Origin of the sequence: Amycolatopsis sp. WGS_07 (assembly GCF_045278895.1) — a bacterium.
GTDB lineage: Bacteria > Actinomycetota > Actinomycetes > Mycobacteriales > Pseudonocardiaceae > Amycolatopsis.
Genome location: NZ_CP136053.1, coordinates 7,099,616 through 7,123,288, shown reverse-complemented (window position 1 = coordinate 7,123,288; position 23,673 = coordinate 7,099,616). Strand labels below are relative to the sequence as shown.

Annotated in this window: 22 protein-coding genes; 1 reads left to right on the top strand and 21 read right to left on the bottom strand. The window is 72.8% G+C overall.

All coding sequences use genetic code 11. The features are described from left to right. Nucleotides 1-21 precede the first annotated feature (21 nt). Nucleotides 22-804 (top strand): hypothetical protein, encoded by a 783-nt coding sequence (locus tag RPX00_RS33475; protein WP_406631346.1) that lies wholly within the window; start codon nucleotides 22-24, stop codon nucleotides 802-804. A 114-nt stretch (nucleotides 805-918) separates the two neighbouring features. Here the strand turns inward: RPX00_RS33475 and RPX00_RS33470 are convergent, their stop codons facing one another. The 21 genes from RPX00_RS33470 to RPX00_RS33370 are packed head-to-tail and all read right to left on the bottom strand — an operon-like array spanning nucleotide 919 to nucleotide 23,656. Beyond that, nucleotides 919-1,194 carry a hypothetical protein gene (locus RPX00_RS33470; RefSeq protein ID WP_406631344.1) on the bottom strand — a complete coding sequence of 92 codons (276 nt, stop codon included), beginning with the start codon at nucleotides 1,192-1,194 and terminating at the stop codon, nucleotides 919-921. Further along, entirely contained in the window at nucleotides 1,194-3,302 is a 2,109-nt protein-coding gene (locus RPX00_RS33465; RefSeq protein WP_406631343.1) for an ATP-binding protein, read from the bottom strand. Before RPX00_RS33465 ends, RPX00_RS33470 begins: the two co-directional genes overlap by 1 nt. Beyond that, nucleotides 3,299-3,535, bottom strand: a complete 237-nt coding sequence (locus RPX00_RS33460; RefSeq protein ID WP_406631342.1) for a hypothetical protein — start codon at nucleotides 3,533-3,535, stop codon at nucleotides 3,299-3,301. The genes RPX00_RS33465 and RPX00_RS33460 overlap by 4 nt, the downstream gene beginning before the upstream one ends. Nucleotides 3,536-3,542: 7 nt before the next feature. Beyond that, nucleotides 3,543-5,168, bottom strand: coding sequence for a hypothetical protein (locus tag RPX00_RS33455; protein ID WP_406631341.1), 1,626 nt, complete (start codon nucleotides 5,166-5,168; stop codon nucleotides 3,543-3,545). Beyond that, complete coding sequence (locus RPX00_RS33450; protein ID WP_406631340.1) at nucleotides 5,165-5,695, bottom strand: hypothetical protein; 531 nt, start codon at nucleotides 5,693-5,695, stop codon at nucleotides 5,165-5,167. Before RPX00_RS33450 ends, RPX00_RS33455 begins: the two co-directional genes overlap by 4 nt. Then, complete coding sequence (locus RPX00_RS33445; RefSeq protein WP_406631339.1) at nucleotides 5,692-6,837, bottom strand: hypothetical protein; 1,146 nt, start codon at nucleotides 6,835-6,837, stop codon at nucleotides 5,692-5,694. Before RPX00_RS33445 ends, RPX00_RS33450 begins: the two co-directional genes overlap by 4 nt. Then, nucleotides 6,834-7,019, bottom strand: coding sequence for a hypothetical protein (locus tag RPX00_RS33440; RefSeq protein WP_406631338.1), 186 nt, complete (start codon nucleotides 7,017-7,019; stop codon nucleotides 6,834-6,836). The genes RPX00_RS33445 and RPX00_RS33440 overlap by 4 nt, the downstream gene beginning before the upstream one ends. Continuing rightward, complete coding sequence (locus RPX00_RS33435; protein ID WP_406631337.1) at nucleotides 7,016-8,773, bottom strand: hypothetical protein; 1,758 nt, start codon at nucleotides 8,771-8,773, stop codon at nucleotides 7,016-7,018. Before RPX00_RS33435 ends, RPX00_RS33440 begins: the two co-directional genes overlap by 4 nt. A 2-nt stretch (nucleotides 8,774-8,775) precedes the next feature. Next, nucleotides 8,776-9,930, bottom strand: coding sequence for a hypothetical protein (locus tag RPX00_RS33430; RefSeq protein WP_406631336.1), 1,155 nt, complete (start codon nucleotides 9,928-9,930; stop codon nucleotides 8,776-8,778). Between the two features lie 25 nt (nucleotides 9,931-9,955). Further along, nucleotides 9,956-11,863: a phage tail protein gene (locus tag RPX00_RS33425; protein ID WP_406631335.1), complete on the bottom strand. Its 1,908-nt coding sequence runs from the start codon at nucleotides 11,861-11,863 to the stop codon at nucleotides 9,956-9,958. Continuing rightward, the gene (locus tag RPX00_RS33420) at nucleotides 11,860-13,863 is read right to left on the bottom strand and encodes a putative baseplate assembly protein (protein ID WP_406631334.1); all 2,004 of its coding nucleotides are present in this window, start codon (nucleotides 13,861-13,863) and stop codon (nucleotides 11,860-11,862) included. Before RPX00_RS33420 ends, RPX00_RS33425 begins: the two co-directional genes overlap by 4 nt. After that, the gene (locus RPX00_RS33415; RefSeq protein WP_406631333.1) at nucleotides 13,860-15,788 is read right to left on the bottom strand and encodes a baseplate J/gp47 family protein; all 1,929 of its coding nucleotides are present in this window, start codon (nucleotides 15,786-15,788) and stop codon (nucleotides 13,860-13,862) included. The genes RPX00_RS33420 and RPX00_RS33415 overlap by 4 nt, the downstream gene beginning before the upstream one ends. Further along, nucleotides 15,785-16,192, bottom strand: a complete 408-nt coding sequence (locus RPX00_RS33410) for a GPW/gp25 family protein (RefSeq protein ID WP_406631332.1) — start codon at nucleotides 16,190-16,192, stop codon at nucleotides 15,785-15,787. Before RPX00_RS33410 ends, RPX00_RS33415 begins: the two co-directional genes overlap by 4 nt. Further along, the gene (locus RPX00_RS33405; protein WP_406631331.1) at nucleotides 16,189-16,878 is read right to left on the bottom strand and encodes a phage baseplate assembly protein V; all 690 of its coding nucleotides are present in this window, start codon (nucleotides 16,876-16,878) and stop codon (nucleotides 16,189-16,191) included. The genes RPX00_RS33410 and RPX00_RS33405 overlap by 4 nt, the downstream gene beginning before the upstream one ends. Further along, nucleotides 16,875-18,056, bottom strand: a complete 1,182-nt coding sequence (locus RPX00_RS33400; protein WP_406631330.1) for a phage late control D family protein — start codon at nucleotides 18,054-18,056, stop codon at nucleotides 16,875-16,877. Before RPX00_RS33400 ends, RPX00_RS33405 begins: the two co-directional genes overlap by 4 nt. A gap of 10 nt (nucleotides 18,057-18,066) precedes the next feature. Then, nucleotides 18,067-18,735, bottom strand: coding sequence for a LysM peptidoglycan-binding domain-containing protein (locus RPX00_RS33395; protein ID WP_406631329.1), 669 nt, complete (start codon nucleotides 18,733-18,735; stop codon nucleotides 18,067-18,069). Then, entirely contained in the window at nucleotides 18,732-18,917 is a 186-nt protein-coding gene (locus RPX00_RS33390; protein WP_406631328.1) for a putative phage tail protein, read from the bottom strand. The genes RPX00_RS33395 and RPX00_RS33390 overlap by 4 nt, the downstream gene beginning before the upstream one ends. 31 nt (nucleotides 18,918-18,948) lie before the next feature. After that, nucleotides 18,949-19,425 carry a phage tail protein gene (locus RPX00_RS33385; protein WP_378302597.1) on the bottom strand — a complete coding sequence of 159 codons (477 nt, stop codon included), beginning with the start codon at nucleotides 19,423-19,425 and terminating at the stop codon, nucleotides 18,949-18,951. After that, on the bottom strand, nucleotides 19,422-20,909 hold the full coding sequence (locus RPX00_RS33380) for a phage tail sheath family protein (RefSeq protein ID WP_406631327.1): 1,488 nt from the start codon (nucleotides 20,907-20,909) through the stop codon (nucleotides 19,422-19,424). Before RPX00_RS33380 ends, RPX00_RS33385 begins: the two co-directional genes overlap by 4 nt. Before the next feature lies 1 nt (nucleotide 20,910). Then, on the bottom strand, nucleotides 20,911-21,366 hold the full coding sequence (locus RPX00_RS33375) for a phage tail protein (RefSeq protein WP_406631326.1): 456 nt from the start codon (nucleotides 21,364-21,366) through the stop codon (nucleotides 20,911-20,913). Nucleotides 21,367-21,406: 40 nt separating this feature from the next. After that, the gene (locus RPX00_RS33370; protein ID WP_406631325.1) at nucleotides 21,407-23,656 is read right to left on the bottom strand and encodes a phage tail sheath family protein; all 2,250 of its coding nucleotides are present in this window, start codon (nucleotides 23,654-23,656) and stop codon (nucleotides 21,407-21,409) included. Between the last annotated feature and the right edge of the window lie 17 nt (nucleotides 23,657-23,673).

The window sequence follows — 23,673 nt, the reverse complement described above, 5'->3', positions numbered from 1 at the left end:
GGCGAGAGAGGCTGATCGCGGATGACCGAGGATCCCGCCGCCGAACGGGCCCGGCTGATGGCCGAAGGCACCGCGCTCCGGGCGCGGGCGCGCGAACTTTACGACGCCGACCGGGTCGAGGAGTCGTTCCCGCTGCGGGACCGCGTCCACGAGATCAACCGGCGGTACGAGGAACTGCTGCCCGAGGTGACCGTCGCCCGGTGCCCGCACACCGGGACGGCGGTGCGCTGGCCGATCGACACCGCCGGTCTCGACGGGTGGTTCTGGGACTACCTGGCCGCGATCCGCCGCTCGCCCGAGTCGCTGCCGCCGACGTGGCTCGCGATGACCGGTGCGATGCGGCTGGCCGAACCGGTGGAAACCGCTCCGTTCGCCGCGGTCCCGGGCCCCGGTGCGCCGTTCGTGGTGCCGCGGATCCTCGGCAGCCCCGGCGTCCGGGCGGTCCTCGCCGAAGTCCCGGTCGGCGCGCACACCGGCTGGACGATCAGCTACTTCGGACCGGAGCCCGAGGATGTCCGGCTGGTCAACCTGTGGGGAGCCAACACCTATCCGGTCTACCGGGACGGGGTCTGGCAGGGCTGGGACTGGGACCGCCCCGCCGTGTCGCAGTACGACTTCGACCTCGCCGGCTGGCTCCGTTCGGGCGCGCTGCTGTGGATCGCGCCCGGAGACGAGTCGGCGACCCTGCGGGAAGGAGCCGACGACTGCCCCTTCACGGACCTGCCAGGCGAACACCGGATCGCGGTCGTGACCGACGGCCGGGTCAAACGGCTGTCCTCCTTCGCCGGGCACGGCGCGGGATAACGCCGCCTACTGCTTCCCGACCGAGACGACCAGAACCGGAACATGAGCGGCCGCCGCGCGGTCCTGCGCGCCGCACCCCGGCACCTGCCCCGGGGCCCGCCCCCGCGGCGCCGCCTACGGCTTCCGAACCGGCGTCACCAGAACAGGAACCGGCACATGGGCAACCGCCTTCGCCACCGCCGCGTTCCCGGTCTGGTCCTGCGCCGCCACCGGATGCGTAAACGGCGTGCGCGCGGCATGAGCGGCCTGCGCGTTCCCCGCCGCCCCCGGTGCCAGCTCCGGAGTCCGCCCCTCGTGTGTTTCCACCGCACGCCGGGCCTCCTGGGCCATCACCGGCGTCGTCGGCACCGCTACGCGGGCCAGGGACAAAGGCAAATCCGTCGGCTGCATCAAGGATCACCCCGGGGTGCGTCGTCGGCGAGCAGGTGGGCGAACGGGCCCAGCTCCGCCGGGCGGAGGAGGCGGGCTTCGCGCTGGAACTGGCGGGCCACGCCGCGCACCACGTGCCGCATGGCGATCGTCTCGCCGGCGTCGTCGGCGGCGGTCAGGGCGGCGGTGCGGGCGGCGGCGGCGATTCCCGCGCCGGTCAGGTCCAAACGCGACAGTGCGGTCAGGTCGACGTCCGGGGCCAGCGGCGCTTCCGGCGGGAACGCCTGCTGCCACAGGCGGTGCCGCTCGGCCATGCCGGGGCGCGGGAAGTGCACGACGAAGTGGAACCGCCGGGTGAAGGCCGGGTCGATGTTCTCCTTCAGGTTGCTCGTGAGGATGATCAGCCCGTCGCTGGCCTCCAGCCGCTGCAGGAGGTAGCCGACCTCCAGGTTCGCGTAGCGGTCGCTGCCGTGGCGGACCTCGCCGCGTTTGCCGAACAGGGCGTCGGCCTCGTCGAAGAGCAGGACCGCGTGGCTTTCCTCCGCCCGGCGGAACGCGATCTCCATGTTCTTCTCCGTCTCGCCCACCCACTTCGAGACAATCTGGCCCAGGTCCACCTTCAGCAGTTCCAGTCCCAGCATGCCGGTGACGATCTCCGCGGACATCGTCTTCCCGGTCCCCGGTTCGCCGGTGAACAGCGCTTTCACCCCTCCGTGCGCCGAGCGCCGGGCGAAGCCCCACGTTTCGGCGACGCGCGGCCACGCCCGGAACGCCGCCGCCATCTCCCGGATCTGGTTCAGCTGGGCCTCGGGCAGGACCAGGTCGCCGACCGTCCGGCGGGGCACGATCGACTGGACGGAGCCGCCGCTGCGGCCGCGGGTCACCGTGGCGATCGCGGGCCCGACGTGGTCGGCGACCGGTTCCGGGCGGCCGTTCCCGGCCAGGCGCGCGCCCGCGTCCGCGACCGACGCGACCGCGCGCAGTTCGCCGCCGGTCATCCGGTAGCGGGCGGCGAGGTCTTCCAGGAGCTTGCCGTCCAGCGCGGGGAGCGCGGCCGACCACATCGCGCGCCGGTCGAGGAAACCCGGTGCGGGGACGGTCACTTCGGCGTACGCGCGTGCGGCGAGCAGGCCGGGCGGACGCCACGGTTCGACCCCGGTGAGGCACACCGGAACCCGCGAGCGCAGGAGCGCCGCCGACACCGCCTCGGCCTGGAGGCGGTTCGGTTCGTCGTGCAGGTCGTCGGTCGGGATCCACAGCACCGCGTCCAGCGCGGCGGTGGTGCGCAAGGCGTCCTCGGGGTCGGAAGTCAAGGCCCGCAACGGTTTTCCGGCCGCCCGCGCCAGCTCCTGGACGGCGTCGAGCTGACCGTCCGGCGGGCAGCCCCACAAGCCGGCGAGGTCGATCGCGCCGGCGCCGAGCGCGCGGCCCAGGCGGGCGAGCTGGTCCGAAGACCGGGCGGGCAGCACCTGCGGCAGCCGGGATTCGACCTCACCGGGGTCGTAGCCGAGCAGCCCGGCGTCGCCGCCCCAGCCGAGCAGGAACTCGAACATTCCGGGGCCCAGCACCAGTTCCTGGGCGAGTTCGACCGGGGATTCGCCGTGCGCGCGCAGCAGTCCGTACCGGCGCAGCGGGCCCGCCGGGGCGAGTGCGCGGCGGCGGGCCAGCCGGGCCGCTGGGGTGTCGGCGCCGACCGTCGCCAGCAGTTCCACGCAGGGCAGCCGCCGGTTGAGGTTGTCCACGATGTAGGCGTAGATCCGTTCGTAGCCGCGGTCCAGTTCGGGCGCGGCGACCAGCAGCACCATGTCCTGGTCCGCCCGCGTCAGGCCGAATCGCGCCGCCAGCGCGTCCAGCGGCAAGGTCACGCCCGCCGCGGCCGCCTGGCGGCGCAGCTCTCGCTCGGCCTCCGGTTCCGCTTCGCGCCCGGCGTCCGGTTCAGTCATCGCGTCGGCGAACGCGCCCACCTCGTCCAGCAGGACCCCGACCTGCTCGTCGGTCACGCAGTACGGCGTCAGGTCCGGCCGGGTGAGCAGCGCCGCGACCCGCGCCTGGTTCTCCACCGCGACGCGCAGCGCCCGGTGCAGCCCGGCCAGCCGGAGCCGCAGGTGTTCCGCCGCCAGTTCCGTCATCGCCGGATCACCCACCAGAGAACGAAGGTCACGCCCTCGGCAGCCGCCCAACGGCGCAGGTCCCGCCCGGCACCCGGTTCGGTCATCGCGTCGGCGAACGCGCCCACCTCGTCCAGCAGGACCCCGACGCAGTACGGCGTCAGGTTCGGCCGAGTGAGCAGCGCCGCGACGCGCAGCGCCCGGTGCAGCCCGGCCAGCCGGAGCCGCAGGTGTTCCGCCGCCAGGTCGGTCATCGCCGGATCACCCGCCGGAGAACGTCAGGGTCCGGCCGCCCAGCCAGCCGACGCCCGGGACGTCGGACAGCAGGCCCGCGCGGAGCAGATCGGCATGGCGGCGGCCCAGCGGGACCCGCACCCGCACCGCGCGGCGTTCGAACCGGACGGTCGCTTCGAGGTCGGCGAACCGCCGCAGGGCCAGCACCGGATCGGGGCTTTCGCGGTCGCGCCACAGCAGCCAGGCCATCGTGCCGAGGCCCAGCGCCGCCGCGAGCGTGACGCTGCGTTCCAGGTCGTCGTCCGCGGCGAGCGGGATCGCGCGGCGTTCGACGACCAGCGACTCCACCAGTTCGCCGAGCCGCTCAGCATGGCCGGGCAGCCCCGCGGCCAGTCGCGGGTCGACGCCGCCGGAAGTCCACAAAGGACTCCGCAGGGGCAGCCGGGTGACCGGATCGCCGCGCACCGGCCGTACGTCGGTCGCGAACCGCACTCCGGCCGTGGCCAGTTCGCGGAGACAGCCGGGCGGCAGCGGGCTGTCGCGGACCAGCATCGGCGGGCTGCCGGACGCCCGCCAGTGCGGCAGCAGCCCGGCGACCGTCGGAGCCCACGCGATCGGGAACAGGCCCTGCGCGTCGACCAGCAGCAACTGATCGGCCGCACCGACGATCAGGAGCGGTTCGGCGGGGTCGTGTCCTCGGCACAGCGAGAGCGCCAGTATCCCGTCCAGCACCGGCAATGCGGGACGGACCCGGCGCGCGAAACCGGTCAGGGCTTCCTCGGGGACGTCGTATCCGGCGAAGGCGGCTGCGGCCGCGGTGTCCCGTTCAGCACGCCGCCAGCCGCGTTCCGTCGTGCCGAGCACTTTGTACGCGAGCGCGGCCGCGAACAGGGGCGCCTCGTCGGCCAGGTCGAGACCGTCCAGCGCGGGGCCGATCGCGTCGAGGTAACCGACCCTGGCCAGCGGGCCGGTGAGCAGGAACGGGAGCACGGACCATACCCGGACCTCCCCGGTCTCCCGCCGCGGGATGTCCACAGTGGACGAAAGAACCGGGGTCGCCGGTGAGGCATCCGGTTCGGGCGGGGAAACCTCCGGGGCCGGGCCCAGGCCCCGGCGGGCGAGTTCGGCGGCCAGCAGACCAGCCACAGTGGACGGTCGCACGGCCTCGTCCGGCACCGAGCTAAGCCCGGCCCGGGTCTGCAGGTAGCGGCGCAGCGACTCGTCCGGCAGCAACGCCAGCAACGCTTCCAGTTCTCCCCGCTCGGCGAGTTCCGCGAGCAACGACGCGAACGACGGCGCCGACCAACCCTCGCCCACCGGCTCCGGCGCGAAAGATTCTTCGAGAGACACCGCCTCAGGTTCAGCGACCCCGCCCGCGACAGCGACCGGTTCCGGCCGGTGGAGAACAACAGCACGCTCCCCGGCGGCGGAACCCCGGCCGAGGCGGACGGTCAGGGTCACCGGCGCGGTGATCTCGACGTCCGGGCCGTCCTGGGCGAGCTGGTCGGCGAATTCCGCCGCCAGCAGGTCCGGGAGCGCGTCCAGGGCCCGCTTCACCAGGCCCCGCGGATCGGGGCCCCAGCTCCACCCGCCGCGCCGGACCACGGTCACCGCGCAGTGGTGCACGGTGACCGTCGCGGCGGGCGCGCTCATGAGACGGCCAGCGCTTCCAGGCGGCCCGCCCAGCCGGGGACCAGGGCCAGCACGCCGTGTTTGCCGGTGCCGGTCAGGACGACCGGCAGCTGCGCCTGCCTCCCGCTGGCCGGGATTTCCCCGGCGAGCACGTGCGTCTGCTCGCCGTCGGAGATCAGCGCGCGGACCGGGGTGAGCCGGGTGGTCTCGACCGGGAGGGCGATCGTGCACGCCGACGCGGTCAGCGTGATGCCGCCGGACCACGACCGCAGCTGGGCCAGCGCGGGTTTGGGTTTGGCGTCGGGAGTCAGCTCGACCCCGAAGCCGAGCGGGTCGTCGAGGGCGCCGGGCTCGTCGTCCACGGCCGCCACCGCGAGTTGCCGGGCGGTCAGCGCGATGGTCGCGGTCTTGCCCGCGTCGAGGGAGATCCGCAGCGGCAGTTCCGTGCCCACGAGCGAGGCGACCGCGTTCGGCGGGCTCGCGCCGGTGACGGCCAGCGCGCCCACGACGTGACCGGTGTCGGCCACGTACACCGCTGAGAAGCTCATTTCCCACCTCCGCCGTTCGCCGCCGCGACCGCGGCCAGCACCAGGAAGTCGACCGCGCCGGGCTTTTCAGTCACCACCGCCGGCGTCGCGGCCGCGTCGAACAGCCGCACCCGGCAGCGCACCCGCCGGTCACCGTCCACAGTGGCCTCCACCGGGCTGTACAGCGCCGACGGAGCCGGGAGCGGCGGGATCCGGGGCGTCAGCTGGACGTGCAGCACCACCTGTCCCCCGGCGACCTGCTCCGGCGTGATCCCCGACGGCAGCGGCAGCAGCATCCCGTCGGTCGCCGTCCCGGACGTCACGAGCGTGCTGCCCACCGAGATCCGTCCGGAGAAACTGCCCTGGATGGACAGATTCCCGTTGGCCGCCACCGTCATCAGCGGGCTGACCGAGCCGTTTCCCTGGTACAGCCCGAAAACCAGGCTCGGCGGATCCTCGCCGGACAGCACCACGGCGGGCTGGCCCTGTTTGACCGCCGGGCTAGTCCGCAGGGTCAGCGTGCCCGACCGCGCGGTCACCGTGTCGGCGCGGACCCCGGCGTACCGGGGCGCGACGCCGCGCGCCTTCGCCTCGACGCCCGCGAAATGCCCGGCCGTCCACCGGACGTAGCCGAGCAGGACGAGCCAGCGGACCGGCGGATCGGCCGGTGCCGAACCGGCGGCGGGCGGCTGCTGGTCGGCGGCCAGCCGTTCGTCGCCGAGCCGTCCGAAAAGGACCTGGTACGACTCCTCGACCCGGCTCTGCCCGGCGGTCGCCCCGCAGGAATCCAGCCGCGTGGACTGCGCGGGCGTCCGGTCCACCGCGCTCAGGAACACCGGATACGGCTCGGTGGTCGGCAGGTCCGCCCCGTTCACCGCCTCGAAGTCGCTTTCCCGGAGCACGACCGCCTCCGGGACGACCAGCTCGCGGCCGGTCCCGTCGACGGCGAACCCCGGCGACACCCGCACCTCGACGTACCGGGTGTTGGTCGCCGGGTCGGTCCGCGGCTGGGTCGTCAGCCCCAGCCCGTCGGCGATGCCCCAGTCGTGCAGGTAACGCGAGTGCCGCGCGGCCGCCCCGCGCGCGTGTTCGACGGTGGCCGCCAGGTCCGCGGCCGCCAGGACCTGGCCCTCGTGGAACACGGGACGCAGCGGGCCCGTCACGAGGACTCACCGGACTTCGGGCCTCGGGTGCGCTTCGCCGGAGGCGTGGCGTCTTCCTCGCTCGGCGTGCTTTCGAGTTCCGCCAGCCGGGGCCCGAGCCGTTCCGGCAGTTCGCCCAGCTGTGCCTCCGCGCCGGCCAGCTGCGCGCGGACGCCTTCGAGCGCGGCGGTCAGATCGCTCACCTGGGTCCGCAGAACAGCCAGCTCCTGCAGACTGTCGGTGACCTCGCTCGGAGTGGTGTAGACCTGCTCGTGCAACGCCTTCGGCGGGGTCTCCCCGGCGCCGGGGTGAGCAGCAGCGACAGCATCGACTCCAGATCGCCCGTGCGCGGCCAGTCCTCCAGCAGCTTTTCCGGGTACGGGCGCGGGATCGGCCCTTCGGTCGGCAGAGAAGGCTTTTCGTACCGGGGAACCGGCTGGCAGCACACGCGTTCCGCCAGCTCGCGCAGCCGGTAGAGCTTCGGCAGCCATTCGCCGTAGGCCGAGCCGCCCGGCAGCACCTGTTCCCTGGTGGCGGAACAGACTCGCGTGACGTCGCAGCCGTCCAGCTCGAGGTGGGCGAGCAGGACCTCCGAGTCGGTGCAGTCGCTGCACGGCGGGTTCAGCGTCGAACAGGCCGCGTCGGTCACGAAACGCCGCACCGCGACCGAAAGGTCGGCGGCGGCTTCGGCGATCTGCCGCAGTTCGGCGATCGTCGTCTTCTCCGCGCTGTCCGCGGCGGGTGGCGGGAGCTGCGGTGGAAGGTCGATCTTCGCCACCGTGCCGCGCAGGCCGCAGTCCGCGAGATCGCTCGCGTGCTCGAGCCGGTCGAGCAGCCATTCCCGGAGCACGCCGAGGTCCGCGCGGAACTCGACCCGCAGCGCGTGGTTCAGCGGCAGGCCTTGCGCCAGCATCCGAAGTTCCAGCGGGGCATCGGGATCCGGCTGTTCCGGGGCGACGCGGAGGTTCGTCTCGGTGACGACCGCGACCGCGATCGAACGGTGCACCGGGTCCGGCCAGACCGCTTCCGTGCCGGTGCCGGCCAGCCGCCCGCACGCGGTCCGCAGCAGGCCGCGCGCGTCCTGGACCCCGGCGAGATCCGGGTAGTCCTTCTTGAGCTGCTCCTGTCCGGCCTTGTCGTAGGTGTCATACCGCGCGACGGCGCTCGCCAGGGCCCGGACGTGCTCGGTCATCTCGCGGGCCACCGGCGGTGGAGGCGCGTCTCCGGTACCGCTTCCCTTCAGCCAGGCGGAACTGTCGGCGTACCGCTTGGCGTCCGCGGCGTCGAACCGCAGCGTCCGCCCCGAACCCAGTGCCGCGACGAACATGGCGTCGGCGTACTTGCCCAGCCGCTGGTCGCGCAGCCGGGCGTGGTCGGCCGTCGCCAGGTTGCCAAGGCTCCGCAACAGCCGGGTGCCGGGGTTGTGGCGGTGGTCGTCGAAGCCGCCGGTCTTGACGACGAACCGGAACGCCTCCCGGATCCGGGACGGCACGCAGCCCGGCGCCGGGCACGGCTCCTCGGTGGCGTACGGGGCCACCGGCTCGACCGCAAGCTCCTCGTACCGCACGAAAAGCCCATAGCGGCGGTTGCCGTCGTCGTCGCACGGGTCGCCGCAGTCCACGCCGAGCGAGCGGACGCGCATCTCCCGCACCAGCGCCGCCACGTCGACCTGTTCGCGGCAGCTCAACACGATGTCGTTGCCCTCGCAGTCCAGCGCGTGCCCGGGGTGCACCACGACCTTCCCGCCGCCGCACGGGTCGCAGGACACTTCCAGGCCGCACACGACGCCCGGCCCGGACAGGGTCCGGTTGCGCAGCTTCGCCTTGCCCGTCACGTAGTCGCCCAGCAGACCGAGGTCGTCCTCGGTGAGCAGCTGGCCGGCGAAGAAGCGGGGCCGGACGAAAGCGGACGGCCAGCCGGTGGTCCCTCCGCAGCCGCATCCGCAGTCTGTTCCCATGATCAGCGCTCCTTAACGAAGAACCAGCTCTCGAAAACGTCCCCGCCGGCGCCGGTGCCCGACGTCCACGGGCCGATGCCCGAGGGCGGGACCACGCAGCCGTGCGCCTCGGCGGGCTCGGCGCCGATGGTCGGGACGCGCCCGCCGACGTTGGTCCCGTCGACCGGGCGGCAGCAACGGTCGAGAATGAACGCGGCCCGGACGGTGACCAGCACGCGGTCCCCGTCCTGCAGCGTCTCGCGGGTCGTCTGCCGGAAGCGGAACTCGCGGGCGAACTCCGCGCCCGCCGCCGGTTCCGCGAACTGCCCGCCCATGTACCAGGTGGCGGCGCTGCGGCCGGAGCCGCCCTCGATCACCTGGATCTCCACGACGCCGGGCCGCAGGGTGTCCGCCCGGACGTCGCCGGAGAACCGGACTCGCAGGCCGCCGTCCTCGTTCTGCGTGCCGAGCAGCGTCTTGGCCTCGTCGATGGTGTAGGTGTGCCCGTGGATCCAGTTGATCCCGGTGATCACCGTGGGGACGTGCCGACCGAACGGACGCCGGATGTTCAGGTGGATCTGCTCCTCGCGCAGCGGCTTGTCGAAGTCGACGTCAGTGATTTTCGCCAGCCACAGCACTTTATGCGTACATCGGGAGCAGCAGGTGTCGCAGCGTTCGTCCGCGGGCGGCTCGCACCCGGTCACGCGGATGGCGTAGGACTCTTCGGTGTACCCGAACTGGCAGTCGTCCCCATCGGCGCAGCCGTCGTCGTAGACGGTGCGGGTGGGCTCGACCGGGCGCTCGCAGTACTCGACGCCGACCCACACGGTCTTCTTGTCGCGGTCGGCTTCCGGCAGTGCCTTCCGCAGGTCGATCGCGCAGCTGCCGCCGACGACGACCTCATTGCCGTCGCAGTCCACCGCGAGGCCGGGCGTGATCCGCACCGCGGCCGCCCCGGTCTCAGGTGGACAGTCGTCGTCCGGCGGCAGCGGTTCCACGAACAGCCCGCACACCACGCCGTAGCCGAGCAGGCAGCGCATGCGGAGCTTCAGCTTCTCGCGGAAATATGCCTGTTCGTTGCGGAAATCCCGGGCGCCGAGCAGCTGGCCGTGGAAGTACCGCAGTCTGCGCAATGGCTGGACGTCGAATCCCTCAGACGTCCCTTCTGTCTCTGTCATCTTCTCGGCCCTCTCGAATGCCCTCTCAGAACACCTGTGTGTGCACGCCGACCGCCGCGGTCACGCCTGGACGCACCGCGTGGCGCGGACCCGCGCGCCCCGGCCGCAGCACGCCGTCGTGGTTCAAGCGCAGTCCCCGGCCCAACACCGGCGGAGGCAGCGGGACGAACGCGGTGTCCACGCCGACGGCGGACTGCGCGCCCACCACGAACCCCCGCCCGCCGATCCGGACTGACGCCCTCGTGTGCGCCGGCGCCTGCCGCTCGACCAGCCGCCGCACCGCTTCCTCGTCCGCGGCTCCGGCGGGCAGGAGCACCCGGAACCGGTGCGCGTGCGCCGTGAGCGGGTCGTCGTCCGGGTCGCCGAACGCCCGCAGCGGCGCGCCGCCCAGCGCCGACCCGCCGATCCGGAACCGGCTCGACGACCGGCCGAACAGCCGCACCGAACCCAGCCCCGGCCCGGACCCGGTGGCCGCCGCGCGGACCTGCGCCCAGCGGCGGTCCTTCGCCAGCTCGTCGAGCACCGGTTCGGCCCCGAAGACGATGGTCACCGCTTTCTTGAGCGCCCACGGGGTTCCGCGCCGCCGGTACAGCTCCGGGGCCGCGGCGACCAGCTCGCGGCGGGTCCGCGCGTCCCAGCCCGCCTCGAACGACAGGCCGAGCAGCCCGGCCAGCCACGGCAGCACGCGGTCCGGCACGCCCGCGTGGTCCAGCAGCGCCGGGTACCGCTCGATGACCCGGTCGATCTCGGCCAGCGAAGCGTCGAACAGGGACAGGAACCGCTCGGTGAAATCGTCCGCGGCGGGGTCCTGCCGGAACGCGGGCGGCAGCAGGTCCGCGCTGGTCGACCGGGGGAAATCGAGCCGCACGCGGCGGACGACCGGGGTTTTCCGCCCGTCGCCGGACAAGCGCAGCCGGAGCTTGAGGTAGCGGCCGGGCGGCTGCTGGACCAGGAAGTCGGTGACGCCCGGCGGCGCGGTCTGCCAGTCGCTGTCGGCGAACTGGCCGTCCTCGGTGACGACGAGATCGAGCGAAACCGCTGTGCCGACAGGAATCTCAGCCTCGACGCGCACGCCGTGCCATCGGCAGCGCGAGATTCCGCTGTCGATCAGGGCACTGACGTACGACCCGGCGGTCAGGTACTGGACGGCTTCGGGCGGCGGCTCGGTGCGGAGTTCGCCCTGCCAGGTCCAGCACGTGGTCTGGACGCCGTCCTCGCCGTTCTCCCGCAGGCAGAAGCCGACGTCGTCCGCCGCGATCAGCGTGCTCGGCCGGAGCGCGGCTAGTTTGTCTATTGTGGACGTCTCAAAAGGACGGTGCGCTCCCCCGCGATAGATCTGGAGTCCGTCGCTGTCCTCGGCGAGCAGCCAGATCGTCCGGTGCGGGCCGGTCCGCAGGCCGATGATCCGGCCGGGCACGCCGGTCTGGAGGACGCCGCGCGGCGAGCCGTCCGAGCCGAACCGCCACAGGTCCGTGCTGTCTTCGCGGGCCACGAGGACCTCGTCGCGGGGGCCGAGCGCGGCCAGCGAGGGCCGGGAAATCTCAATCACCCCGGCCAGCTGCTCGCCCTCGCGCCGCCACACACGGACGCGGCCGTCGTCCACCACGGCGAGCCGATGTGCCCGTGCCGCAACGGATACCGGCGTACGATCGCAACCAAGCCGGACCGGCGTCCAGGCGCCGCAGGTGTCGCGGCGCAGCAGTTCCCGGCGTTCGGGCAGTAGCAGGTACCACGAGCACGGCTGGCATCCGGGGGCCAGGCGAGAGTCCGGGAACCAGGGCAGCAGCTCGGCCCTCGACGGCCCCGGGCGGGGGCGGGCGAGGCGGACTCCGGCCGGGTCGGCGAATCCGGCGAGGTCGTGGACTTCCTGCTCGTCCCACCCGGAGTAGGCGTCGAGCAGGCGGAACGTCGCGGGTGCTTGTCCGCAGGTCACGATCGGCCTCCCACCGGGATCAGCAACGGCCGTTCCGGCCAGACGAGGGTGTGCGGCGGGAGCGCGTGATCGGTGCACGGCGGCAGCCGCAGCCCGTCGACGACCAGCGAAAGCTGGGACACCGCGCGGATTCCGTCGCTGGCGAGGACGCGGCGCACCAGCGACGTGTGCCGCAGCGCGCCGCCGAACGGCCAGCCCGCGCCGTCCTCGCCGCCGCGCACCGGATCCAGGTACGTCGTCAGCGCGTCGCTCGCCCGGGCGAGCACGGCGGCCCGCTCCTGATCCGGATCGAGGCTGACCCATGCCTCCACCGCCACCCGGTGGAACCGGGCCGGTGCCGCCACCACGGTGACCCCGGCGGGCGCGACCTCGCGCGTCAAGAAGCCAGCCACCGCGCGCAGGGTCGCGGCCGTGGGCACCGGCGGTTCCCCGGAATCGTCCAGCGGCGGCACCACGAGCACTCCGACCACGCCGGGGATCGGCGCACCGGGAAAGTCTGGATGCAGCCCGGCTACGCCGTGCGCGCGGGCCACCGACGCGCCGGGCGCGCGGGTGGCGAGCAGACCGTAGTCAGCCGGTGCCACAGCCCGTCCGCGGGCGCGCAGCTCCGCGGTCCCACGGCGGATCGCGTCGGCGTCGGGCTCGGGATCCGTGCCGCCGGACGCGGGAAACGGGTTGCTGACCCGGCTCACGAACGGCAACGCCGTCACGACGCCGTTGACCGCGCCCGCGCGCACCGGCACCGCACCAGCGCTGCCGCCGCCCACGCGGTACCGCACCGCCCGGACGTTGCGGAACCCGGGTGGGACGGCCGCACCGTGCACGCCGTCGCCGAAGCTCACCTCGCCGGTCTCGTGGTCCACCGCGAAGACCCGGTCGTCCGCGCCGGCCGATGCCAGGCTTTCCACCTCGGTCCACCGTGCCCCGGAACCCTTCGTGGTGCCGAAAACGTCGCCGCCGGGATCGTCGTCGACCTCGATCACCACCGAGCCCGCGAGAATCGGCACCTGGCTCAACCGCATCCGCCGGCGGCCGGAGTCGGCCGGGTCCTGGATCGGCATCAGCGGCTCGTCCCGGATCGTGCGCGCCGCGGTCGCCGCGACCATGTTCAACCGGCTCCCGGCCAGTACCGGGGCGGGACCGCCGAACTCGCCGTGCGCGATCTGCAGCCGCAGCCAGCGCAACGCCGGGCCCGGCCGAGCCCCCGGCGGAACGCCCGGAGCCCAGGTGCGGGGAATCCGCAGCTCCACCGTCCCGCTCGTCCGCAGCCCGCGAGTCTCGTCGCGCACCACCTCGGCGGGCACGTAGCGAGTGCCGTCCAGGATGTCCCAGCGCAGCAGCGGCGCGGTGTCAGCGGTTGCCGCGTCGACGACGAAACCCAGCGACAGCAAGGGATACGGGCTCGCCGCGCCGCTCAGCCCAAGCCACAACGCGTTGCCCGGCCGCGGTTCGCGGCCGAACGGCGGAAACGGCCTGCCCGGCCCGGCGGGCCCGAGCGGGATCGACTCCAGCCCCGCTGTGTCCTGCGCCGCGATGGCCCCGAGCGCGGCCGGAGTGGCGTACAGGTCTTGGTCGGTCTCGTAGATCACCTGTCCGCCCGCAGCGGTCGCGACGGCCTGGAAGCCGGCCGGGATCAGCACCGACGCGCCGTCCGGCGGATTCACCGTGAACTCCAGCAGCGCGGCCGCCGCCCCAGCGGGCCGCCGCCGGACGCCCGCCGTGGCAAGCTGCTCGGCCAGCACTTTCTCGGGCAGCCGGTTCACCCGGGCGAGCACCGGTTCGGCCAGCGTGCCGAACAGCCGCACGAGCGCGACCCCGGCGTCCTGACGGTCCGGACCGGTCCAGTCCGGGGTGTAGCCGGCGATCCGGCCGCGGACGGCCGCGCGTACGGACTCCCGGGTCGGGTCGAGCAGTTCGGGCTGGACCCCGGTCGGACCTGGGCCGGGGACGATCCGGCCCTCGCCGGACGTCTCGCGTTCCCACCACACCGCGCCGGTCACGACAACCCCTCCCTCACCCCGGCCACCGGAACAACCCGCACCCGCACCGCGCCCAGCACCGGCAGGTCGCCCGGGCGCAACGGAACCTCGCGGCAGTCCTGCACCGGCTCCGCCCCGTCGAGGCCGATCGCCACCGCGTCTACATCGGCCAGATCTCCCAGCGCCCGCTGCGCGGCCCGCAGCAGCGCCGACTGCCGCAGCGGTTCCCCGAACGGCCAGCCGCTCCCCTCGTCTCCGCCGAGGAGCGGGTCGAGGTACCGGCGCAAGGCGGCACTGGCCACAGTGGACACCCGGGCCCGGTCGGCCGGGTCGCCCGAGAGATCGACGCGCAGCGAAACCCGCCGATAGACCGGGCCGCGGACGAAAACCTCCGAGGTCACCAGCCGCGCTTCGGCGAGGCGGCGAGCGACCGCGCACACCATGCCGGGATCCGGTTCGGGCGCGGCGACGAAATCCTCGCGGGCGAAATCGGCGCGCGGCACCGACGGGACAATGTGGACAGTCACCGCGCCCGGCACCTGCGAGCACGGGAAGCCCGGATGCTCGCCGAGCGCGGCGTACGCGCGGGCGACCGCCACTCCCGGGGTAGTCCGGGCGAGTGTCACGAAGTCCTCGGCGGTGACCGCGCGGGTCACCTCGCCCAGCGATCCGGCCGCCCGGCGGCGGGCGTCGGCGATGGTTTCCGGCTCCTCGCCGTCCTCGGCCCGCACGACGTTGGCGGCCGCCAGCGCGCCCTCGAAATCGCCGACGGGCAGCCAGTTCGCCGTCATCCCGCCGTTTCCGGCCCGGCCGCCGCCGATGGTGTAGCGGACCTCGACGTCGCCGGAAGGCCACGGGACGCGTCCAGTGAGACCGTCGCCGAAGACCAGCGCGCCGTCCGCCCGGTCGGTGACGAAGATCCGGTCCGCCGACGCGCCGAAGGTGAAGTCCGGCACCGCCTGCCATTCGTCACCCGCGAGCCGCAGCGTCGCGTCGAGCAGCCGGTCCGCCGCGTCGGGCAGGACGAGCCGCGAACCGGGCAGCTTCAGCCACTTCGCGATCTGCTCGCCCAGCTCGGCCCCGGTCGCGACCCGGTCCTCGCGGTGGCGCGCGGCGGAGACGTTCACCGCCACCTGAAGCAGCCGCGGCGGCGCGGCGAAGGTGGCGGCCGAGGTCGAGACCAGCAACCCGGTGTCCATAGTGGACCAGCGAGCGGGCGGGCGGAGGCGGACGACGCCGGAGCGCCGGAGTCCGGCGGTGCCGTCCTTGACCGCTTCGAAAGCCCCGGAGATCCCGGTGCCCGGGCGGAACCACGACCAGACCAGCTCGGCGGGCGGCGCCACCTCGGGGACCGCGCGGGGCGACCACGACGGCGGCGACGCGGCGGGCGTTTCCAGTTCGACCAGCAGGGAAAGCCAGCCGGGAGCGGGCCACGCGCCGGTGAACGGCAGCGTGAACCGGGCCGCTGAACCGTCGCTTGTCAGCAGCGGAACCCCGCGCCGGGCGCGGAGATCCGCGGTGCGGTCGCGATCGGTCCACACGGTCACCTCGCCGTCCAGCGGGAAGACCGCGACGTCGTCGTCGAGCGAGAAAGCGACCGCCCCGGACGGATCCCGGGACAACACCGTTCCGGCGGGCACGACGGGCACCGGCCTTCCGGGCTGTTCCGCATTCAGCCGCAGGACGGTGGCAGCGGCGACAGCCGGGCGCGGCGGGTCGAGCCCGAGCAGCCGCAGCAGGGCCAGCACCAGCGCGTCCGGCACCTGGTCCAGCCAGTACAGGCGCTGTTCCAGCAGATACGCGAACAGCTCCAGCAGGGTGAGGCCGGGATCCGACGGTGCGTGGAGGGTCCACGTGCCGCCGGATTCCGCCGGGATGCGGCGGCGGACGGCCGCCATCATGTCGGCCCAGGTGAGATCGTCCAGCTTCGGCGCGGGCAGGGTCACGGCGTGCTCCCGGCGAGGCCGACGTAGAACGGGAACACCAGGTTCGCCTTGGTGTTGCTGCTCCGGATCCGGTACACCACCGAGACGGTGACGCGGGATTCCTCGGCCGGGTCCGTTTCCGCGCGGACCTCGTCCAGTTCCACCCGCGGCTCGTACGTGCGCACCGCCGCGGCAATCGAATGTTCGAGATCGCGCAGGCTCTGCACACTGCCCGGCGCGAACACCGATTCCTGCGCGCGGGTGCCGAAATCGGGCCGCATCACCCGCTCGCCGGTGGCGGTGAGCAGCAAAGCGCGCAGGCAGTGTTCGACGCTCTGCTCCCCGACGGCGTAACCGAGCCGCCCGGCCTCGTCCGGCAGGATCGGGAACCGCCAGCCGGTACCCAGGAATTCGGGACTGGTCATAGCGTTTTCGCCTTCTTCGACAGCACATCCGGGGTGAGCGGCGGAGCCGGCGGCGCTCCCGCCGTCGGATGGGTGTGCGTGTTGAACGCCCGCAGCAGCGCGTTGCCGAGCACGAGCGGTTCGGTGGCCCCGCCGCCGAGATCGATGGCGGACGAATCGATGGTCACCTTCGGGGCCTTGAGCGTGACCTCGCCGTCCGCCGACACCGTCACGCTCCCGCCGGCCGCGGCGGTGATCCGGATGGCCTTGCCCTCGTCGTCGAGTTCCACGACGTGCCCGGCGGCCGATTTCACCCGCACCGCGGCCTTTCCGCCGGTGTCGTCCAGCAGGACCTCGTGGCCGTGTTTGGTCCGGATCAGCTTCTGGTCGCGACCCTCCGTACGCGCCGACGGCGGCTTGTCTACGCCGTTATACAGTCCGCCGAGCACGATCGGGAACCGCATGTCCCCGTGCACGAACGCGACCAGCACCTCGTCGCCCTTCTCCGGTACGAAGAGCGAGCCGTAGCCGTTGCCCGCGTACAGCTGCGAGACCCGGCACCAGTCGGTGACCGTGGTCCCGTCGAACCACGGGAACTTCAGCTTCACCCGACCCTCGTCGTCGCCCTCGTTCTCCTCGACGATGGCCTCGACGACGCCGTAGAAACGCCGGTCCGTGGTGCGCGCGCGGGGCGCGGTCCTGGTCACTTGTCCCCCTGGTGGATCCGCCGTGCGGTGAACGAGGTGAAAAACCCGCTGGTGTTGAGCGTGTGCTCGACGCGCTTGACGAAGTACGTGCCGGAGAACCGCTTCCCGAGGCCGTAGACCTCCAGGTTGTCGCCGGGCCGCAGTTCGGGCAGGCCGGCCACCCGGCCGGTCGCGGTGATGAACTCGTACGCCCGTTCCCGCAGCAGGCTGATCGCCAGCTCGCGCGCCTCCTGATCGCTGGTGACCGGCGCGTCGACCACGACGTCCTGCCGCCCGCCCAGCGTGGCGTCCGCGGTCTCCGGCCCGCTCTGCCCGTCGGCCGAGTTCTGGCCCGCCGGAAGGTTTTCCGCGGTCGCGGTGAACGCGAACGGCTGTTTGGTGCGCGGATCCCAGCCCCGCACGGTGAGCTTGCCGACCTGCTTCGACAGCGTGAGCGTCGGGGTGAACTCGAGCAGATTGGGCACCAGTCCCTCGGGCAGCGCGGCCGGGCCGGTGGTCAGGCCGGGCGCGTAGGCCAGCCGGAACACGCGGATCGGGCGGCTGTCGCGGCCGTCGGTCGGCTTGACGAAGTAGAGCGTGTCCTCGCCGGAGTCCGGGTCCGGCAGGAGATAGCAGTCGAAGTCCAGCCGTTTCGCGCGCTCCATGAGGAAACTCGCGTCGTCCTGGTTCTTCTGGACCACGACGTCGTGCACCGGCCCCTCCTGGGTCGCCACGATCCGCAGGTGGTTGCGCTGGGCGATCTGCTCGGCGATCCGCCAGTCCGGCAGGTTGCGGTAGATCTTCACCTCGTTCTCGGCGGGCTTGCGGTCCTTGAGCCGCAGCATCCCGTCCACGCCGCTCACGCCCACCGTCGGCGACGCGGCGTCGGCGAACTTCGGGCTGAGCGTGCTGATCGTCCCGGTGGCGACGGTCAGCACCTGGTCGGCGTACCCGAGGCGGACGGAAACCCGGCTGCCCAGCCTGAACTGCGGCGAGTCGCTGTGCTTGAACTTCAGGTGCACGTCGTCCCAGTTGTTCAGCGTCAGGTCGAAGCCGGACATCTCCTCGAGGTCGCGGTTCACCTTGATGTCGATGATGTCGTTCTTCGTGGACGGATCCAGTTCCAGGCCCTCGATCCGCACCTCGAACTCGGGCGCGTACCGGTCGGGCGAGGCGACCTCCGGTGCCGGACTGCTCATCGCGCGCTCCTCACGCCAGCCGGGGCACGGTCAGCACGCGCCCCGGCCGCAGGTCGCGCGGATCGCCGATCCCGTTGGCGCGCGCCAGTTCCCGCCACGCGCCGGGCCGCCGGTACACCGCGGCGGAGATGCTGCTGAGCGTGTCGCCCCGGCGCACCACGTACGTCTTCTCCACCGTCGGCGACGACCGCGGCGAGTCCGCGACCTGCGCGGCGGCCGGGCGGAACTCCTTCAGCGAAAGGTCGAGCATCGCGCGCAGCGGCACCCCGTCCGGCCGGAACAGCTGGTAGCCGACCTCCAGCTTGTCCACGACCCCGGTGAAGACCGCCTCGTCCCACACGAACCGGACCACCGGCGGCGCGTGCTCCCGGCTGTCCGGGCGCAGCAGGTTCCGCACCGCGTCCACGTAGGCGGTCCGGACGTTCTCCAGCGTGTCGGAGGTGTCCACCAGCGCCTGCACGGCGAGCGTCTCGGTCTCGCCGCGGACGTACTGCAACGGCGGCGTTTCCAGCCCGGGGATGGTGATCTCGGCGAAGGTGCTGGTCTTGCTCAGCTTGTAGTCGGTCGGGTTGAACCGCAGCGGGATCCGCCGGGCCCGCTCGTCGGCGATCTCCGGCCGGACGATCTCCAGCCGGGCGAGCGCGGAACCCTGCCCGGCGAACGGCACCGGGGCGGTCACTGGTGCTCCTCCCGGTCGCCGATCCGGCGTTCGGCCGCGGTGTGGCCCGCCCGGGCGCATTCCCGCTCGTACAGCCAGGACCAGGCCTGGATGTGCTTGTTGAACAGGCGGGTGAACACGGCCCCGTCGTCGCCGTCCACCTGGAACCGGACTTCGAGGTTGTGGATGACCACGTTCGGCATGCCGTTCTCCTCCCCATGTGCTCGCGCTGTGTCAAAGGACCTTCGTCAGTCCCTCGTGCGTGATTTCCAGTGCCTCCACGGCGATCGCGTTCTGCTCGGCGTGCAGGTCCGGCCCGGTCCACTTCGACGCGAGCCCGCCGTGGAACGCCCACGCCGCGGCCGGGACCCCGTCCGGGCCGAGCAGGATCGCCGCGCCGTCGCGGCGGGCGCCGAGCGAATCGGCCAGCCCGGCCTGGTACCACGCCCACAGCCCGGGATCGCGCACCACACCGCGCTTCAGCGTGATCGGGTTCCACTTGTGCCGCACCGGGAGCTGGTGCGTGGTCTCGTTGCGCCCGCCTTCGGCGTAGCTCGTCACCTCCAGTTGTGCGCCGAGCCCGGTGACCTCCTGGAACGCGCCCGCCGCGACCAGCGGCAGCAGCAGCGCCTGCGCCGGCGGCAGATACGCGTCCCCCGGGTCGAGGGTGACGACGAAGCTGTACTTGGGCAGCGGATCCGGCGACGTCATGCCTCGATCACCTCCAGGCTGCGGTCCTGGCCGAGCACGAGGCGCAGCCGGATGAACTCCATCGGCACCGCGGGCGCGACCTCGATCTCGCAGATCACCTGTCCCGGATCCCGCTCCGGCGGATTGGTCACGTCGTCGCACGCCACGCGGAACGCCTGCTCCGGCCGCGAACCGGCGAGCGCGCCCGCGCGGAAAGCCGACAGCAGCACGGAAGTCAGCGCGCGCACCAGGGTCAGCCGCAGCTCCGGCGAGTCCACGTCGAACACCAGCGGGCTCGCCACCCGCCGGATTGCCCGGACGAGCAGGTGCACCAGGCGGCGGTGTGCGACGTACCGCGTGCGCGGGTCCGCCGAGAGCGTCCGCCCGCCCCACACCTGCAGCCCTCGGCCCCGGGTGCAGCGGATCAGGTCGACGCCCGCGTCGAACAGCCGAAGCTGTTGCGGCTCAGGGAACTCGACCGCGAGATCGACCGCGTCCAGCACCACCGCGTTGGCCGGGGTGTGATGCGCTCCGCGTTCGGCGTCGAGCCGGGCGATCACCCCGAGCACATGCCCCGACGCCGGGACGATGCGCGGATTCAGCCCGTCCGGCACGCGCAGCGGCGGATGGTAGACCGCCGCCGTGCTGAGCAGCGCGTTGTCGCCGGCCAGCGATTCCGTCCAGGCCACCGCGTCGTCCACAGAGGACAGCTGCGGCGGGATGTCCAGTACCGCCAAGCGATCCAGCGAAGCCTGCGCGCTGCTCATCAGCTCCAGCACGGTGTCGGTGTGGGCGGGTCCGGCGAGATCGGCACCGAGGTCCGGCAGCGCCACCAGCGCCGGTTCGGGCAGGTCCGCCTGCGCGGCCACTGCGACGGAGTACTCGGCTCGGCCCGGCGGCGTGTCGGCACCGCCGGTCAGGGTGAGGTCCCACGACCGCGAAATCGGGCCCCGCGGACCGGGTTCCGGCTCGCCGCCGTCCGGCACCAGCCGGATCAGCCGCGACGACGCGAGCCGCCCGGCCACCTCAGCGGGCGGGATGCCGGCGAACGCCTCGGGCGGCTCCCCCGGCACGAGCACCCGGACGCCGACCGTCGGCAGCCCGGCGACCGTGCTGGACTGGAAGCGGATCGCGACGCGGGTCCCGTTCGCCCACGCCCCGGGACTGGCGGCGACCACACGGTAGCGCCGGTGCGCGAACCCGGCGAGGTCCCCGACCGTCCACAGTGCACTCGCGGGCTCCGCCGGGCCGGAGACCCGCAGCACCCACGCCGTCCGGCCGCCGTTCTCGAAGAAGCCGCGCAGCGCGTACGGCGTCGCCGCCGAGCCGTCCGGCGGCCCGAACGCGCCCACGACGTCGTTCCAGCTCTCCACCCGCACGGGCGCGCCCACCGGCCCGCGGCGGAGCCGGCCGAGGAACGCCGCCACGTCGGTGCGCAGCGGTTCCTCGACCGCGCCGCGCGGCGCGAACGTCAGTGATACGCCCGGAAGGGCTTCGGCAGGCATGTCAGACGTCGATTTCCAGTTTCTCGACGGCGAGCACGAGCGTTTCCATCGCGATCTCGTTCTTCGCCGCGCTCAGCGTCGGTCCGGTGTACTTGGTCGGCCAGCCCCGGTCGAAGTTCCAGCGCATCGACTCCTGGCGGTTCTCGTCCAGCAGCACGATCGAACCCGACGTGCGCCGGACCTTGCCGTTCAGCGCCTCGACCACCCAGTTCCAGAACCCGACGTGGCCGGTGATGCCGCGTTTGAGGGTGATGTTGGTGAACTTCTTCAGCCCGGGGATCTTCCGGACGGTGATGTCCTCGCTGCCGGTGCGGTACTCGATCGGCGGGATCTCCAGTTCCAGCCCGCTCGCCTCGGCGAAGGACCCGCTCACCGCCACCCCGTCGTCGCTGACGTTGGTCACGATGACCTGGAAGTTATAGGACGCATACGGATCGTCCCTGATCACGGGCGGCATGGCTTCTCCTTGCTTGCTGGGCTGCTTGCTGGGGGCCGGTTCAGGCGAGCTGGGTTTCGCGGGTCTTCTGCTGGATCCGGAAGATCACGAACTCGGCCGGGTACACCGGCGCGACGCCGACGACGCAGACGAGCCTGCCGTTGGCCAGGTCGTCCTCGGTCATCGTGGAACGGTCACAGGCGACGAAAAACGCTTCGGCGGCTGTCGTGCCGGCGAGCGCGCCGCTGCGCCAGACCGTGGTGAGGAAGTTCGTGACGGTCTGCCGGACCAGCGCCCAAAGCGCTTCGTCGTTCGGCTCGAACACCACCCATTGCGTGCCCTCGTCGATCGACTCCTCCAGGAACAGGAACAGCCGCCGGACGTTGATGTACTTCCACGAACTGTCCGAGGACAGCGTCCGCGCGCCCCACACCCGCTGCCCGAGGCCGGGGAAGAAGCGCAGCGCGTTGATTCCCTTGGGGTTCAACACGTCCTGCTGCCGTTTGGTGACGTCCTGGGCGAGGCCGTCGGTGAGTTTCACGCCGCGAAGGACGACGTTGGCTGGCGCCTTGTGCACGCCGCGCTCGGCGTCCACGCGCGCGTAGATGCCCGCGAGGTGGCCGGACGGCGGCACCTGGACGTCCTGGTTCGTCGAGGGATCGCGGGTGACCAGCCACGGGTAGTAGAGCGCGGCGTACTTGGTGTCGAACGGCTCGCGGAACGCCTGTATCCCCTCGATGTCGAGGCCGTCCTGCGGGTCGAGGATCGCGAACCGGTCCTTGAGCAGTTCGCAGTGCGTGACGAGCGCGGATTCGACCGTCCCCGACCACACGCCGGGCACCGCGCAGACGGCGATCTCGTCGATGTCCTCCAGCGCGACGATCCCGGTGCGGGCCCCGCTGCCGCCGTCCTCGCCGACGAAGTCGGCCACGCTCAGCGAGCCGTGCGCGTCGTCGCCGCCGGTCAGGCTCAGCCACGACCCGACAGCCGGCAACGGGAACTTCGCCGGGTCGAGCGACAGTCCGGGCAGCGCCGTCGCGTTCACCAGCCGGGAGCGGCTGGCGAGCGTCGCGGCCACGCTCGACGGATGGTCGCCGGCGAGGCGCAGATTGCCGAACGCCTCGGTCTCCGGAGCCCCGCCCGCGCTGGCGAACCGGGTGTTGACCTGGGCTTCGACCAGGGTGATCCGGTCGGTCTCGAACAGCAGCGGCGTGTTCCCGTCGAACGTAACGACGTCCGCGTCGATCGCGGTGGCCCGCAGGACGCTCAGGTGCTCGCCGTCGTCGAACTGGACCACGGCGCCCTGGTACAGCCTGCTCGCCCCGCCGATGCGCAGCTTCGGTCCCGCTTCGGTGTTCGCCCGCCGCACACGGCGCACCGCGAGCCCGGTCCGCCAGGCGGGGTGCGCGGTCCCGGCGGCGAAGGTCAGCGTGACCTTGCCGTCCGCGGGTTCGCTCGCGTCAGCCTTGAAGCGGCGAGGCCCGATCTGCACCCAGAGTTCACCGGCGGCGAGCCCGGAGACCGCCGCGACCTCGACCGTCGCGCTGTCCGCGGCGGCGTCCGCGACGAGCCGGGTCACGAACTGCGCGCCCTCCTGCGGGTCCGCCAGCACCGGAAGCGCGGCTCCGGCGACCGGCTGGATCCGGACCTGGACGTCGCCGCCCCACGCGCCCGGGCTGATCGCCGAGAACTCGATCGTCCCGTCGTCGCTGCGCGGTCCGGCCTGGACGTAGTCGCCCCGGGAGGCGCGAACCTCGGCGGGCAGCGGCGGGTCGATCTCGATCCGCCGGGCGGCGACGTCGTAGCCGGTCACGGTCGCCGGGCCGATCGGCCGCTGGTCGTCGCCGCGGACGATCGAGAGCTGCTGGCCGACCCCGGAGAAGCCGATCAGGTGGCCGAGGCGCAGGCTCGTCGCGCCCTTCGCGGCGTCCGCGTCGACCGGGCTCGCCAAGCCCTTTCCCAGCACGCCCGAAGCGGGCTTCGCCTGTTTGCTCACCACTCGCTTGACGTAGAGGCGCTGTCCGCCGTTGTCGAAGAATCCCTTGACTGCCAAGGGGAACAGCCACCAGCGGCCGCCCTCGGTCGGGTTGTTCGCCCAGGCGTCCCGCACAGCGGCGGACGGCTCCGGCACGAAACCGCCGAAGAGGCGCTGGTACTCCAGGAAATTCGTGACCAGCTTGGGCTTTCCGGCGTACGGGCCGCGAGCGGTGACCCCGGCCATGCCCGCCGTGCTGGTGCTCACCCCCGCGATCGGCCGGGGCCCCGCGTCGATCTCCTCGACGTAGACCCCGGGGCTCAGATACTCGGGCATGGCTGGCTCCTCACTTC

Bases quoted from the DNA above. Each gene is read 5' to 3' on its own strand.
- RPX00_RS33475 (WP_406631346.1), top strand. From the start codon at position 22: ATGACCGAGGATCCCGCCGCCGAACGGGCCCGGCTGATGGCCGAAGGC.
- RPX00_RS33385 (WP_378302597.1), bottom strand. From the start codon at position 19,425: ATGACGTCGCCGGATCCGCTGCCCAAGTACAGCTTCGTCGTCACCCTC.
- RPX00_RS33455 (WP_406631341.1), bottom strand. From the start codon at position 5,168: ATGAGCGCGCCCGCCGCGACGGTCACCGTGCACCACTGCGCGGTGACC.
- RPX00_RS33465 (WP_406631343.1), bottom strand. From the start codon at position 3,302: ATGACGGAACTGGCGGCGGAACACCTGCGGCTCCGGCTGGCCGGGCTG.
- RPX00_RS33435 (WP_406631337.1), bottom strand. From the start codon at position 8,773: ATGGGAACAGACTGCGGATGCGGCTGCGGAGGGACCACCGGCTGGCCG.
- RPX00_RS33370 (WP_406631325.1), bottom strand. From the start codon at position 23,656: ATGCCCGAGTATCTGAGCCCCGGGGTCTACGTCGAGGAGATCGACGCG.
- RPX00_RS33430 (WP_406631336.1), bottom strand. From the start codon at position 9,930: ATGACAGAGACAGAAGGGACGTCTGAGGGATTCGACGTCCAGCCATTG.
- RPX00_RS33450 (WP_406631340.1), bottom strand. From the start codon at position 5,695: ATGAGCTTCTCAGCGGTGTACGTGGCCGACACCGGTCACGTCGTGGGC.
- RPX00_RS33375 (WP_406631326.1), bottom strand. From the start codon at position 21,366: ATGCCGCCCGTGATCAGGGACGATCCGTATGCGTCCTATAACTTCCAG.
- RPX00_RS33410 (WP_406631332.1), bottom strand. From the start codon at position 16,192: ATGACCAGTCCCGAATTCCTGGGTACCGGCTGGCGGTTCCCGATCCTG.
- RPX00_RS33400 (WP_406631330.1), bottom strand. From the start codon at position 18,056: ATGAGCAGTCCGGCACCGGAGGTCGCCTCGCCCGACCGGTACGCGCCC.
- RPX00_RS33390 (WP_406631328.1), bottom strand. From the start codon at position 18,917: ATGCCGAACGTGGTCATCCACAACCTCGAAGTCCGGTTCCAGGTGGAC.
- RPX00_RS33470 (WP_406631344.1), bottom strand. From the start codon at position 1,194: ATGCAGCCGACGGATTTGCCTTTGTCCCTGGCCCGCGTAGCGGTGCCG.
- RPX00_RS33380 (WP_406631327.1), bottom strand. From the start codon at position 20,909: ATGCCTGCCGAAGCCCTTCCGGGCGTATCACTGACGTTCGCGCCGCGC.
- RPX00_RS33460 (WP_406631342.1), bottom strand. From the start codon at position 3,535: ATGACCGACCTGGCGGCGGAACACCTGCGGCTCCGGCTGGCCGGGCTG.